The 14,023-nt window shown below is 69.1% G+C and carries 11 protein-coding genes; all 11 read left to right on the top strand.

The window, feature by feature from the left end:
* The 11 genes from ACFP3H_RS15250 to ACFP3H_RS15200 all read left to right on the top strand — a co-directional run bounded on the left by ACFP3H_RS15250 (window position 1) and on the right by ACFP3H_RS15200 (window position 13,877).
* Window positions 1-507, top strand: coding sequence for a PH-like domain-containing protein (locus ACFP3H_RS15250; protein ID WP_378605927.1), 507 nt, complete (start codon window positions 1-3; stop codon window positions 505-507).
* Complete coding sequence (carA, locus tag ACFP3H_RS15245) at window positions 504-1,619, top strand: glutamine-hydrolyzing carbamoyl-phosphate synthase small subunit (protein ID WP_378605924.1); 1,116 nt, start codon at window positions 504-506, stop codon at window positions 1,617-1,619. Before ACFP3H_RS15250 ends, carA begins: the two co-directional genes overlap by 4 nt.
* Window positions 1,619-4,981, top strand: a complete 3,363-nt coding sequence (carB, locus tag ACFP3H_RS15240; protein ID WP_378605921.1) for a carbamoyl-phosphate synthase large subunit — start codon at window positions 1,619-1,621, stop codon at window positions 4,979-4,981. Before carA ends, carB begins: the two co-directional genes overlap by 1 nt.
* A gap of 1 nt (window position 4,982) precedes the next feature.
* The gene (gene pyrF, locus ACFP3H_RS15235; protein ID WP_378606421.1) at window positions 4,983-5,804 is read left to right on the top strand and encodes an orotidine-5'-phosphate decarboxylase; all 822 of its coding nucleotides are present in this window, start codon (window positions 4,983-4,985) and stop codon (window positions 5,802-5,804) included.
* A gap of 506 nt (window positions 5,805-6,310) precedes the next feature.
* Entirely contained in the window at window positions 6,311-6,634 is a 324-nt protein-coding gene (mihF, locus tag ACFP3H_RS15230; protein ID WP_378605917.1) for an integration host factor, actinobacterial type, read from the top strand.
* A 6-nt stretch (window positions 6,635-6,640) separates the two neighbouring features.
* Entirely contained in the window at window positions 6,641-7,225 is a 585-nt protein-coding gene (gene gmk / locus ACFP3H_RS15225; RefSeq protein ID WP_378605914.1) for a guanylate kinase, read from the top strand.
* A 27-nt stretch (window positions 7,226-7,252) separates the two neighbouring features.
* The gene (rpoZ, locus tag ACFP3H_RS15220) at window positions 7,253-7,531 is read left to right on the top strand and encodes a DNA-directed RNA polymerase subunit omega (RefSeq protein ID WP_056810542.1); all 279 of its coding nucleotides are present in this window, start codon (window positions 7,253-7,255) and stop codon (window positions 7,529-7,531) included.
* A 28-nt stretch (window positions 7,532-7,559) separates the two neighbouring features.
* Window positions 7,560-8,777 carry a bifunctional phosphopantothenoylcysteine decarboxylase/phosphopantothenate--cysteine ligase CoaBC gene (coaBC, locus tag ACFP3H_RS15215; protein WP_378605910.1) on the top strand — a complete coding sequence of 406 codons (1,218 nt, stop codon included), beginning with the start codon at window positions 7,560-7,562 and terminating at the stop codon, window positions 8,775-8,777.
* 160 nt (window positions 8,778-8,937) lie between these two features.
* Window positions 8,938-10,149: a methionine adenosyltransferase gene (gene metK, locus ACFP3H_RS15210; protein WP_378605907.1), complete on the top strand. Its 1,212-nt coding sequence runs from the start codon at window positions 8,938-8,940 to the stop codon at window positions 10,147-10,149.
* Between the two features lie 14 nt (window positions 10,150-10,163).
* Entirely contained in the window at window positions 10,164-12,737 is a 2,574-nt protein-coding gene (locus ACFP3H_RS15205) for a primosomal protein N' (RefSeq protein WP_378605904.1), read from the top strand.
* Between the two features lie 462 nt (window positions 12,738-13,199).
* Window positions 13,200-13,877, top strand: a complete 678-nt coding sequence (locus ACFP3H_RS15200; protein WP_378605901.1) for a PadR family transcriptional regulator — start codon at window positions 13,200-13,202, stop codon at window positions 13,875-13,877.
* The last annotated feature ends 146 nt before the right edge of the window (window positions 13,878-14,023 follow it).

Below are 14,023 nucleotides of genomic sequence, written 5' to 3'. Positions count from 1 at the left end.
GTGGAAAGAACGCTGTGGGTACTCGGGCTGCTGGCATTTTTCATTCTGTGCCTGTGGTTGATGTACCGGGCTTGGCAGAAGAAGGCCACGCGGCAGCGCGACCGCATCGGCGAACTGCCGACGGTGCCGGCCGAACTGGGCGCGCAACTACTGGAACCGACCACCGGGGTCTACCTGGGCAGCACGATCGCGCCCAGCTGGCAGGACCGGATCGCGGTCGGTGACCTGGGATTCCGGGCGACCGCCGAACTGACGCGGTTCGAACGCGGAATTCTGCTCGAACGCGACGGCGCCACGGTGATCTGGATTCCGCAGGAATCCGTGTCGGCCGTGCGCACCGAGCGCGGACACGCGGGCAAAGTGATGACACAAGATGGTGTGCTGGTAATTCGCTGGACACTGCCGACCGGAACCGAGATCGATACCGGTTTCCGGGGCGACGACAAGACGGTGTACCCGGCATGGACTGCGGATGCGACCAGGGTGACGACGGGAGATGACGAATGAGCTCAGTGAAGGCAGCCTTGGTGCTCGAGGACGGCCGCGTATTCCGCGGGACCGCCTTCGGCGCCGAGGGACAGACGCTCGGTGAGGCCGTGTTCTGCACGGCGATGACCGGGTACCAGGAAACCCTGACCGACCCCAGCTACGCCCGCCAGATCGTGGTGGCCACCGCCCCTCAGATCGGCAACACCGGCTGGAACGACGAGGACGACGAGTCCGCCAAGATCTGGGTCGCCGGGTACGCCGTGCGCGACCCCTCGCGGGTCAGCTCCAACTGGCGCGCGACCACCACGCTGCAGGACGAGCTCGACAAGCAGAGTGTCGTCGGCATCGCCGGGATCGACACCCGCGCGGTGGTCCGCCACCTGCGCAGCCGCGGGTCGATGAAGGCGGGCATCTTCTCCGGGGCCGCGCTGGCCACCGACGAGGAACTGCTCGCCCGCGTCAACGGCCAGTCCTCGATGCTGGGCGCCGACCTGGCCGAGGAGGTCAGCACCGACGCGATGTACACGATCGAACCGGTCGGTGCGCACAACTTCACCGTCGTCGCGGTCGATCTGGGCATCAAGACCAACACCCCGCGCATGTTCGCCGAGCGCGGCGTGCGCACGCACGTGGTGCCGTCGAACACCTCGATCGACGACATCCTCGCCCTGAACCCCAACGGCGTGTTCCTGTCGAACGGCCCCGGCGACCCGGCCACCCAGACCGGCGCGATCGCGCTCACCCAGGGTGTCCTGGAACGCGGGATCCCGCTGTTCGGCATCTGCTTCGGCAACCAGATCCTGGGCCGGGCGCTGGGCCGCGACACCTACAAGATGAAGTTCGGCCACCGCGGCATCAACATCCCGGTGATCGAAGAGGGCACCGGTCGCGTGTCGATCACCGCCCAGAACCACGGCTTCGCCCTCGAGGGCGAGCGCGGCGAGGTGTTCGACACCCCGTTCGGCAAGGCCGAGGTCTCCCACATCTGCGCCAACGACGGCACCGTGGAAGGGGTCCGGCTGCTCGACGGCCGCGCCTTCTCGGTGCAGTACCACCCCGAGGCCGCCGCAGGCCCGCACGACGCCGCATACCTGTTCGACCGTTTCGCCGGTCTCATGGAAGGAGCCTGATGCCTCGCCGCGAGGATCTGAAGCACATTCTGGTGATCGGCTCTGGCCCGATCGTGATCGGCCAGGCGTGCGAATTCGACTACTCCGGTACCCAGGCCTGTCGGGTGCTGCGCTCGGAGGGCCTGCGGGTTTCGCTGGTCAACTCCAACCCCGCGACCATCATGACCGACCCGGAGTTCGCCGACGCCACCTACGTCGAGCCGATCACCCCGGAGTTCGTCGAGAAGGTCATCGAGAAGGAGCGCCCCGACGCGATCCTGGCCACCCTCGGCGGGCAGACCGCGCTCAACACCGCGGTCGCCCTGCACGAGAACGGGGTGCTGGCCAAGTACAACGTCGAGCTGATCGGCGCCGACTTCGACGCCATCCAGCGCGGTGAGGACCGGCAGAAGTTCAAGGACATCGTCGCCAAGGTCGGCGGCGAGAGTGCCCGCAGCGCTGTCTGTTACACCATGGACGAGGTCCGCGCGACGGTCGCCGAGCTCGGCTACCCGGTCGTGGTCCGCCCGTCGTTCACCATGGGTGGCCTCGGTTCGGGCATGGCCTACAACGAGGAAGACCTCAACCGCATCGCCGGTGGCGGTCTGGCCGCCTCGCCGACGGCCAACGTCCTGATCGAGGAGTCCATCCTCGGGTGGAAGGAGTTCGAACTCGAGCTCATGCGCGACCGCAACGACAATGTGGTCATCGTCTGCTCGATCGAGAACGTCGACCCGATGGGCGTGCACACCGGCGACTCGGTGACCGTCGCCCCCGCGATGACCCTCACCGACCGCGAGTACCAGAAGATGCGCGATCTCGGCATCGCGATCCTGCGCGAGGTCGGCGTCGACACCGGCGGCTGCAACATCCAGTTCGCGGTGGATCCGAAGGACGGTCGTCTGATCGTCATCGAGATGAACCCGCGTGTGTCGCGGTCCTCGGCGCTGGCGTCGAAGGCCACCGGCTTCCCGATCGCCAAGATCGCCGCCAAGCTGGCCATCGGCTACACCCTCGACGAGATCGTCAACGACATCACCGGCGAAACTCCCGCGAGCTTCGAGCCGACCCTGGACTACGTCGTCGTCAAGGCGCCCCGGTTCGCGTTCGAGAAGTTCCCCGGCGCCGACGCCACCCTGACCACCACCATGAAGTCGGTGGGCGAGGCCATGTCGATGGGCCGCAACTTCTCCGAGGCCCTCGGCAAGGTGCTGCGCTCGCTCGAGACCAAGGCCGCCAGCTTCTGGACCCTCGACGACGGCCAGTGGGCCCCGAAGGACCCGAGCGATCCGGCGTCGGTGCGCGAGGCGATCGAGGCCATCCTGGCCGACCTGCGCGTGCCGACCGAAGGCCGCATCTACCAGGTCGAGCGCGCGCTGCGCTACGGCGCCAGCGTCGAGGAGGTCGCGCTGGCCTCCGGTGTGGACCCGTGGTTCGTCGCCGAGGTGCTCGGCCTGGTCGAGCTGCGCCAGGAAGTCCTCGACGCGCCCGTGCTCGACGAGGACCTGCTGCGTCGCGCCAAGCACTACGGCCTGTCGGACCGTCAGCTCGCCGCCCTGCGGCCCGAGCTGGCCGGTGAGGCGGGCGTGCGCTCGCTGCGGCACCGTCTCCAGGTGCGCCCGGTCTACAAGACCGTCGACACCTGCGCCGCGGAGTTCGAGGCCAAGACCCCGTACCACTACAGCACCTACGAGCTCGATCCCGGCGCGGAGTCCGAGGTCGCGCCGCAGCGTGAGCGCGACAAGGTCATCATCCTGGGCTCGGGCCCCAACCGCATCGGTCAGGGCATCGAGTTCGACTACTCGTGTGTGCACGCGGCCCAGACTCTGTCGGCCGCGGGCTACGAGACCGTCATGGTCAACTGCAACCCCGAGACCGTCTCCACTGACTACGACACCGCCGATCGCCTCTACTTCGAGCCGCTCACCTTCGAGGACGTCCTCGAGGTGTACAACGCCGAAGCCGAGTCGGGCACCGTCGCCGGGGTGATCGTGCAGCTCGGCGGCCAGACCCCGCTGGGCCTGGCGCAGCGGCTCACCGACGCGGGCGTGCCCGTGGTCGGCACCTCCGCGGCCGCGATCGACCTGGCCGAGGACCGCGGCGAGTTCGGTGACGTGCTGATCGCCGCAGGCCTGCCCGCCCCCAAGTACGGCACCGCCACGAATGTGGCCCAGGCCAAGAAGATCGCCAACGAGATCGGCTACCCCGTGCTGGTCCGTCCGTCCTACGTGCTGGGCGGGCGCGGCATGGAGATCGTCTACGACGAGACCTCGCTCGAGGGCTACATCTCCCGCGCGACCGAGCTCAGCCCCGATCACCCGGTGCTGGTCGACCGGTTCCTCGAAGACGCCATCGAGATCGACGTCGACGCCCTGTGCGACGGCGAGGAGGTCTACCTCGGCGGCGTGATGGAACACATCGAGGAAGCCGGCATCCACTCCGGTGACTCCGCCTGCGCGCTGCCCCCGATCACCCTGGGCCGCAGCGACATCGAGGCCGTGCGCCGCTCGACCATCGCGCTGGCCAAGGGCATCGGCGTCAAGGGCCTGCTCAATGTGCAGTACGCCCTCAAGGACGACGTGCTCTACGTCCTGGAAGCCAATCCACGGGCCAGCCGGACGGTTCCGTTCGTCTCCAAGGCCACCGCGGTGCCGCTGGCCAAGGCGTGCGCGCGCGTCATGCTCGGCGCCACCATCGCCGACCTGCGCAAGGAAGGCATGCTGCCGCCCGAGGGCGACGGCGGCCACGTGCCCCTGGACGCGCCGGTCGCGGTCAAGGAAGCCGTGCTGCCCTTCCACCGGTTCCGTCGCGCCGACGGCTCCGGCATCGACTCGCTGCTCTCCCCGGAGATGAAGTCCACCGGCGAGGTCATGGGCATCGACGCCGACTTCGGCACCGCCTTCGCCAAGAGCCAGGCCGCCGCCTACGGCTCGCTGCCGACCGAGGGCACCGTGTTCGTCTCGGTCGCCAACCGCGACAAGCGCGCCATGGTCTTCCCGATCAAGCGCCTGCACGACCTCGGCTTCCGCATCCTCGCCACCGACGGCACCGCGGAAACCCTGCGCCGCAACGGCATTCCGTGCGAACAGGTGCGCAAGCACTCTGACCCGGAGACCACCGATCCGGCTACCGGCATGCCGGAGGCCTCGATCGTGGAACAGATCCGCGACGGCGAGATCGACATCGTGTTCAACACCCCCTACGGCAACTCGGGCCCCCGCGTGGACGGCTACGAGATCCGCACCGCCGCCGTGGGCGCCAACATCCCGTGCATCACCACCGTGCAGGGCGCCGCCGCGGCGGTCCAGGGCATCGAGGCGAGCATCAACGGCGGCATCGGGGTGCGCTCGCTGCAGGAACTGCACTCGAAGCTGCGTGGCTGAGATGACCTTCGGCCACCGCTTGCAGCACGCCATGCGGCAGTTCGGACCCGTCTGCGTCGGCATCGACCCCCACCCCGCCCTGTTGCGGGCGTGGGGGCTCACCGAGGACGTCGACGGGCTGGAGGCCTTCGCCGAGATCTGCGTGGAGGCCTTCGACGGGCGCGTCGCCGTGGTCAAGCCGCAGGTCGCGTTCTTCGAGACCTACGGCTCGGGCGGTCTCGCGGTCCTGGAACGCACCATCTCGGTGCTGCGGGCCTCGGGCACCCTGGTGCTGGCCGACGCCAAACGCGGCGACATCGGCTCCACCATGGACGCCTACGCCAACGCCTGGCTCGGCGCCGGACCCCTCGGCGCCGACGCGGTCACGGTCTCGCCCTACCTCGGTTTCGGGTCACTGGACCCGGCGCTGGAGCTGGCGCGGACCAACGGTCGCGGGGTGTTCGTCCTCGCGGCGACCTCCAATCCCGAAGGGGCGCAACTGCAACGGATCACCGCCCCCGACGGTCGCACGATCGCGCAGACGATGGTCGACGAGGCCGCCGCCCGCAACGCCGGTCCTGGCCTCGGCTCGGTCGGCGTGGTCGTCGGCGCCACCCTCACCGAGGCGCCGGACCTCTCGGGGCTCAACGGACCCATCCTGATGCCCGGTGTGGGCGCGCAGGGCGGGGGAGTGGACTCCATTCGCGCCCTGGTCCCCGCGGCGAGCCTGGCGGCCGTGCTGCCCAGCGTCTCGCGCGAGGTCCTCGCCGTCGGACCGTCCACGACCGCGCTGATCGGTCGCACCGCGCAGCTGCAGGAGGAATTCGCCTTCCTGCAGCGCTGAATACCGGACCCATGACAAGGCCGGGGCTGGACACCACAGCCCCGGCCTTGTCGTGTCCGCGCCACGGCGCACCGCTGTGCGCTTCGCCTCACGTGACGAACCGCCCACCGGCGATGATCATCGACCTCGTCACGTCCGTGTTCGACGGCTACCTGCCGCGACACGCGGTCCGAAATCACGCGACACGCGGGCATTTTCGGGAAACACCCTGGTCGCGAAGCGCGGTGTTAACCAGGGCCGTCCACACCGGTCGCGCTATCGGGTGGCTATCATCGCCCATTTCGGTAAAACCGCAGGTGGGGGTGCATTTTATGAATTCGACGGTACGATCGAGGCACCGGAATCGACCGTCACCGCATCGAGCCCGCGCGCGCCATACGGCATCCGTAATCCGGCCCTGACCTGGGGGTCGGGTTCGCAATCGGCGCGCCCCGTGGGTACGGTCGCACAGACCGTCCGGGTAACCGGCGGTAGATCTGGCAATGAACGATGAGACGGAGGAACCCGTGGCCCTTCCCCAGCTGACTGATGAGCAGCGCGCCGCTGCTCTGGAGAAGGCGGCTGCCGCTCGCCGCGCTCGGGCAGAGCTCAAGGAGCGCCTGAAGCGCGGTGGCACGAACCTGAAGCAGGTTCTCACCGACGCCGAGTCCGATGAGATTCTCGGCAAGATGAAGGTTTCCGCGCTGCTCGAGGCTCTGCCGAAGGTTGGCAAGGTCAAGGCGGCCGAGATCATGACCGAGCTCGAGATCGCGCCTACGCGCCGTCTTCGTGGACTCGGTGCCCGGCAGCGCGCCGCGCTGCTCACCCGCTTCGACTTCGACGCGTCCTAAGAACTGGTGGATACACACACGCGGAAGGGCCGACTGGTAGTACTGGTCGGCCCCTCGGCCGTGGGCAAGTCCACGGTCGTGCGGTGCGTGCGGGAACGCCTGCCCGAATTGGTTTTCAGTGTGTCGGCCACGACCAGGGACCCCCGTCCCGGTGAAGTCGACGGCCGCGACTACCGCTTCGTTTCCCGAGCCGAGTTCGACGCCATGATCGAGGCGGACGAACTGCTCGAATGGGCAGACATCCACGGGGGGTTGCAGCGATCGGGCACCCCCGCCGCCCCGGTGCGGGACGCACTGGCGAGCGGACTGTCGGTACTGATCGAAGTCGACCTGGCCGGAGCCCGGTCGGTCCGCCACGCGATGCCGGAGGCACTTCTGGTGTTTCTCGCGCCGCCGAGCTGGGAAGAACTGGTCTCGCGACTGCGCTCGCGCGGTACCGAGACCCCCGAGGTGATCGAGCGCAGGCTCGAGACCGCCCGGGTCGAATTGGCGGCCCGTGACGAGTTCGACACGGTCATCGTGAACAGCGAGGTAACGACCGCGTGTGAGCAGTTGGTATCGTTGTTCGTTAGCACAAATTCGAGTTCTTGACCCACTAACCCGCAGGAGTCACCCCTAGTGAGTACGGACATCACCGCAGTACCCGCGTACGACACCCCGATCGGCCTCACCAACCCGCCGATCGACGAGCTGCTCGAGCGCACCTCGTCCAAGTACGCCCTGGTGATCTACGCGGCCAAGCGCGCCCGTCAGATCAACGATTACTACAACCAGCTCGGCGACGGCATCCTCGAGTACGTCGGCCCGCTCGTGGAGCCGGGTCTGCAGGAGAAGCCGCTGTCGGTCGCCATGCGCGAAATCCACTCCGACCTGCTCGAACACACCGAGGGCGAGTGACAATCTCTAGTCCGGAGGCGTAAAGACCATGCGGATCGTCGTCGGGGTCGGCGGGGGCATCGCCGCGTACAAGGCGTGTGCCCTCGTTCGCCGTTTCACCGAGACCGGACACCAGGTGCGGGTCATCCCCACCGAATCGGCTCTGCAGTTCATCGGCAAGGCGACCTTCGAGGCACTGTCCGGGCAGCCGGTGCACACCACGGTGTTCGCCGACGTGCCCGAGGTGCCGCATGTGCGGATCGGCCAGGAGGCCGACCTCGTCGTCATCGCCCCCGCCACCGCGGATCTGATGGCGCGCGCCGCGCAGGGGCGCGCCGACGATCTGCTCACCGCCACCTTGCTGACGGCCCGATGTCCGGTACTGTTCGCGCCCGCGATGCATACCGAGATGTGGGAGCATCCGGCGACGGTGGCCAATGTCGCGACCTTGCGCGCGCACGGCGCCAACGTCATGGAACCCGCGGCGGGCCGGCTCACCGGCACCGACACCGGTCCCGGCCGACTGCCCGAACCGGAGGAGATCTTCGGTCTGGCCTCGCTGCTGCTCGAACGTGCCGACGCGCTGCCCCGCGACCTGACCGGTCGCCGCGTGGTGATCACCGCCGGTGGCACGAGGGAACCCCTCGACCCGGTGCGCTTCCTCGGCAACCGCAGCTCCGGTAAGCAGGGCTACGCCCTGGCCAGGGTCGCCGCCCAGCGCGGTGCCCAGGTCACGCTGATCGCGGGCAACACCATCGAGCTCGCGCCGCCCGCCGCGGTCGAACTGGTCCACATCACCACCGCCGACCAGCTCAAGACCGCCGTCGACAAGCACGCGCTCGGCGCCGATGCCGTGATCATGGCCGCCGCCGTCGCCGACTTCCGGCCCACCCACGTGGCCGCCGCGAAGATCAAGAAGGGCGCCGACGAACCCGACGTGATCCCGCTGACCAAGAACGACGACATCCTCGCCGGTCTGGTCGACGCCCGCACCGAGGGACGGCTCGCCGGTACCGCGATCGTCGGGTTCGCCGCCGAGACCGGTGACGACAACGGCGATGTGCTCACCCACGCGCGCGCGAAACTGGCCCGCAAGGGCTGCGATCTGCTCGTGGTCAACGCGGTCGGTGAGGGCAAGGCGTTCGAGGTCGACACCAACGACGGGTGGCTGCTCGGCGCCGACGGCACCGAGGCGGCGCTCGACCACGGTTCCAAGGCGCTGCTGGCCAGTCGCGTCCTCGACGCGCTGGTCCCACTGTTGCGCTGACGACGCGCCATGTGAAAACTGTTGTGCGGCAACAACGGTCGCGCAGTGTACCGCCGAGGTGGGTGTTCGCGACGCGGCTTGTCGCTTACTGGCCACCATGTCGGTGGTTTGGAATAGTCTTGATGAGAACGAGTAACCCGTTGAGGGAGAGGGAATAACTGTGCGTACGACAGGTAGTCGGCTATTCACCAGTGAGTCCGTGACCGAGGGGCATCCGGACAAGATCTGTGACGCGATCAGCGATTCCATCCTCGACGCCTTGCTCTCGGAGGATCCGGGCAGCCGCGTCGCGGTGGAGACCATGGTCACCACCGGGCAGGTCCATGTCGCGGGCGAGGTCACCACCTCCGCCTACGCCGACATCCCGCGCATCGTGCGCGAGAAGGTCCTCGAGATCGGATACGACTCCTCCGCAAAGGGATTCGACGGTAATTCCTGCGGTGTCAACATCGCGATCGGTGCTCAGTCGCCCGATATCGCCCAGGGTGTCGACACCTCGCACGAGGCGCGCGTCGGCGGTTCCGACGACGCGATCGAGCGCCAGGGCGCCGGTGACCAGGGCCTGATGTTCGGCTACGCCACCACCGACACCCCCGAGCTGATGCCGTTGCCGATCGCGCTCGCGCATCGCCTCTCGCGCAAGCTCACCGAGGTCCGCAAGTCGGGCGTGCTGCCCTACCTGCGTCCCGACGGCAAGACCCAGGTCACCATCGAGTACGACGGCGACCGTCCGGTCCGCCTCGACACCGTGGTCATCTCCACCCAGCACGCCGCCGATATCGACCTGGACAACCTCCTGGCGCCGGATATCCGCGAGAAGGTCGTCGACGCGGTCCTGGGTGATCTGAACCTGCCCAGCCTCGACACCTCCGACATCCGCCTGCTGGTCAACCCGACCGGCAAGTTCGTGCTCGGTGGTCCGATGGGCGACGCCGGTCTGACCGGCCGCAAGATCATCGTCGACACCTACGGCGGCATGGCCCGCCACGGTGGCGGCGCGTTCTCGGGCAAGGATCCGTCCAAGGTCGACCGCTCGGCCGCCTACGCCATGCGCTGGGTCGCCAAGAACGTCGTGGCCGCCGGGCTGGCGGATCGGGTCGAGGTGCAGGTCGCCTACGCCATCGGCAAGGCCGCCCCCGTGGGTCTGTTCGTCGAGACCTTCGGCACCGAGAAGGTCGACCCGGCGCGCATCTCCACCGCCATCTCCGAGGTCTTCGACCTGCGTCCCGGCGCGATCATCCGCGATCTGGACCTGCTGCGCCCGATCTACGCGCCGACCGCCGCCTACGGCCACTTCGGCCGCACCGATGTCGACCTGCCCTGGGAGCACACGGACCGCGCCGACAAGCTGCGCGCGGCCGTCGGCCTGTAAAACGCTCGCGCCGCGTGAGCGCGGACGACCACACGACAGCAGCGGGACACCCGATCGCACGGGTGCTCCCGCTGCTCTCGCCTGCCCACCTCGACCGCGATTTCGACTACCTCGTCCCCGCCGAGTTCGACGAGATCGCCCAACCCGGGGTGCGGGTGCGGGTGCGCTTCGCCGGTCGCCTCGTCGACGGGTATCTGCTCGAACGCCTCCCACACAGCGACCACAACGGCAAACTGATGCCGCTGGACCGCGTGGTCTCTCCCGAACGCGTCCTCACCCCCGACATCCTGCACCTGATCACCGCCGTCGCCGCCCGCTACGCCGGAACCAGAGCCGACGTCCTCCGCCTGGCCATCCCACCCCGCCACGCCCGAACGGAAACCGGCGGTGTCGCCAAGAATTCCGCCGCGACCAAGGCGGTGAAGCGTGGGGGTGGTCCCCTCGCTGTCGATGCGCGCGGTGCCGCTACCGAGACCCCGACGGGTGACGTCCCCGAGTCTGCGAGCCTCGACCACCGCCTCGCCGACGAAGGCGTTGGGGCCGAAGATGTTTCGCGCCTCTCCGGTCGATCGGAGGGCGAGCCCCTCGCGCGCGAGGTGAGCCAGCCGAGTATCTCTGCTGCCTCCGACGATGGTTTACCGGACCCTGATGCGCCGGTGGCAAGGGGCCACTCAGGCGACGATGTTTTGTCGGGTCCGGGTGCATCAGTGGAGGTGGGCCGCTCGGCGGACGCTGTGCGTCGGCCGACCGCGCGTGTTGGTGGCGACGATGCTTCGCGAGGTCCGGGTGAGTCGGAGGAGGTTGGCCGCTCAGCGGATGCGGTGCGTCAGCCGACTGGCAGTGTTGGTGGCGACGAAGTTTCGCGAGGTCCGGGTGGGTCGGTGGTGGTAGGCCGTTCAGCGGATGCGGTGCGTCAGCCGACGGGCAGTGTTGGTGGCGACGGAGTTTCGTCCGGTTCCGGCGTGGTCGCGGCGGGGGGTTACTCGGGGGAGGTGGATGTTTCGGGGTGGGGGCGGTACGTGCACGGGGCGGCGTTCGTCGGTGCGCTCGCGAAGGGGAAGGGGGCGCGGGCGGCGTGGCAGGCGTTGCCGGGGGAGGATTGGGCCGCGCGGTGGGCGGAGTTGGCGGCGACGGTGGTGGCCGGGGGGCGTAGTGCGGTGCTGATGGTGCCGGATCAGCGGGATCTGGATCGGCTACTGGCCGCCTGTGTCGCGCTGGTGGGGGATTCGGCGGTCGGGTTGTCGGCGGGGTTGGGGCCCGCGGCGCGGTATCGGCGGTGGTTGGCGGTGCTGCGGGGGCAGGCGCGGATCGTGGTGGGGACGCGGGCGGCGGTATTCGCGCCGGTGCAGGACCTCGGACTCATCGCGATCTGGGACGACGGCGACGACACCTACGCCGAACCGCGTTCCCCGTACCCGCACGCGCGCGAAGTGGCGATGCTGCGCGCGCACGAGACCGGCGCCGCGTTCGTGGCCGCCGGCTTCGCCCGGACCGCCGAGATCCAGGCCGTCGTCGAATCCGGGTGGGCGCGTGACCTGCTCGCGGAACGTCACGTGTTGCGTGCGGTGACACCGCGGATCAGCGCCCCCGGCGACAGCGACTACGCCCTGGAACGCGACGCGCTGGCCCGGTCGGTGCGCATGCCGGGCGTGGCGTTCGCGGCCGCCCGTTCGGCGCTCAAGGAGAACGCGGCGGTGCTCGTCCAGGTGCCCCGCCGCGGGTACGTCCCCTCGCTGGCCTGCGCGAAGTGCCGCCACCCCGCGCGCTGCCGACACTGCAACGGCCCCTTGGCATTACCGCACGCCACCCACGGCGAAGCCGCCAGCCCGCAGTGCAAGTGGTGCGGCATCACCGAGGCCGCGTTCCGCTGTCAGGCATGCGGAGCGCGGACCCTGCGAGCGACGGTCGTCGGCGCCACCCGCACCGCCGAGGAGTTGGGCCGCGCGTTCGCCGGCGTCCCGGTGCGGACCTCGGGCGGCGGGGACATGCTCGACACCGTCGAACCCGGCGCCCAGGTCGTCGTCGCCACCGTCGGAGCCGAACCGCTGGTGCCCGGTGGCTACGGTGTCGCGCTGCTGCTCGACGGGTGGGCCCTGCTCGGACGGGCCGATCTGCGGGCCGGCGAGGACACCCTGCGCAGGTGGATGGGGGCCGCCGCGCTCGTTCGCCCGCGCGGGCAGGTGATCGTGATGGCCGAGCCCGGGTTGCCCACGGTGCAGGCGCTGGTGCGGTGGGATCCGGTCAACCACGCTGCGGCCGAGTTGGCAGCGCGGGCCGAGGTGGGGTTCCCGCCTGCGGTTCGCCTGGCCGCGGTAGACGGGACCACCGCGTCGATCGCCGAATTGCTCGACGCGGCAACACTTCCCGAAGACACCGAGATCCTGGGTCCTGTTCCGTTGCCGCCCACCGCGCGTAAACCGTTCTCCGGCGGGGATTCTCCGGCCGAGGTCGAGCGGATGCTGTTGCGGGTGCCGCGGTCGCAGGGAGCCCCGCTTGCTCGGGCGCTGGGGGCCGCGCAGGGGGTTCGGAGTTCGCACCGGTCGGATGCGCCGTTGCGGGTGCAGATCGACCCGGTCGACATCGGCTGATTTGTCGGGGGCCCGGGTTTCCTGGGTGGCATAAACGTGCGGAGAAGCGTTGATGCGGGTGGTTTTCGGGGGTTCGGGTGGTCGGTTGCACCAATATGACACTGCTGTGGTGACTCAGGATCAGTGGGCCTGAGCGGCAGTGGTTCGGGGTGAGTGGGGATGGTCCTGGTGACCCAGGTTCGGTAGGCCCAGGAGGTTGGGCAGGCTGTGTTTGTGGAGCGCCGGCGCGCTCGAGTCGCGGCCCCGAGGGGGCCACCGGTCAGCGCTCGAGACTCGCGCCTGCGGCGCATGCGCTTCGAGCGCTGACCGGCGACCCGGCCGCGACCGCCACTGCGTGGCCGCCACTCCCTCGGGGTCGGGGGTGTGTGGTTCAGGGAACATCGCACCAAACCTTGCGCTAGATACATTGCCGATATATCGTCGATAACGTAAGCAACAACGCGAGAGCCGTAGGAGGCTGTTATGCATAACCGAGAACAGAGAGAATTCGGGCACTTTCGGCGCGGGCGCGGGCCCGGTCCGCAGGAGTTCGCGCCGGGGCGTCCGCAGTTCCGGCACGGTGGTCGACACGGGCACGGGCCGGAGTTCGGACCGGGATTCGGTCCCGGTTTCGGGCCAGGGTTCGGACCGGGATTCGGGCGGGGGCGTGGCCGCGGTGGCCGTGGTCGGCGCGGCGACGTGCGGGCGGCGGTGCTGCTGTTGCTCGCGGAGCGGCCGATGCACGGCTACGAGCTGATCCAGCAGATCCGCGATCGCAGCGACGACATCTGGCGTCCCAGCCCGGGGTCGATCTACCCGGCGCTCGCCCAGCTCGAGGACGAGGGGCTGGTGCTCATCGAGAAGGTGGCCGGACGCAAGACCGCGCAGCTGACCGGCGAGGGCAAGGCCTACGTCGAGACCCAGCGCGACGAGCTCGGCGATCCGTGGGCCGAGGTGCGCCAGGATGTCGGCGCGCAGGCGCTGGACCTGCGCGGACTGGTCGGTCAGGTGATGGGCGCGGTCGGCCAGGTCGCCCAGGTCGGTACCCCGCAGCAGGCGGCGAAGGCGGCCGAGGTGCTCGCCGAGACCCGGCGGGCGCTGTATCGGATCCTCGCCGAGGACGACGTCACGTCCGAGGATGACGCAACCCCCGAGAAGTGAGGGCGGCGTGAAAGCCCCCTCCGGGGTGCGGTTGTCACACCGATGGAGTAAATCATTGGGATATGGAACAGCCGAGAACGGTGTGGGGTTGGGGAACAACACAATGGCGCAGGACGATGTCGATCGCGGCACTGGCCTGCACGGCG

This window comes from Nocardia lasii (assembly GCF_042658545.1).
GTDB lineage: Bacteria > Actinomycetota > Actinomycetes > Mycobacteriales > Mycobacteriaceae > Nocardia > Nocardia lasii.
Note: the sequence above shows the minus strand (reverse complement) of the source record. Positions and strands in the feature narration are given on the sequence as shown.

Excerpts from the sequence above, each read along its gene's own strand:
- pyrF (WP_378606421.1), top strand. The coding sequence starts at position 4,983 with ATGACCTTCGGCCACCGCTTGCAGCACGCCATGCGGCAGTTCGGACCC.
- carB (WP_378605921.1), top strand. The coding sequence starts at position 1,619 with ATGCCTCGCCGCGAGGATCTGAAGCACATTCTGGTGATCGGCTCTGGC.
- ACFP3H_RS15200 (WP_378605901.1), top strand. The coding sequence starts at position 13,200 with ATGCATAACCGAGAACAGAGAGAATTCGGGCACTTTCGGCGCGGGCGC.
- carA (WP_378605924.1), top strand. The coding sequence starts at position 504 with ATGAGCTCAGTGAAGGCAGCCTTGGTGCTCGAGGACGGCCGCGTATTC.
- coaBC (WP_378605910.1), top strand. The coding sequence starts at position 7,560 with ATGCGGATCGTCGTCGGGGTCGGCGGGGGCATCGCCGCGTACAAGGCG.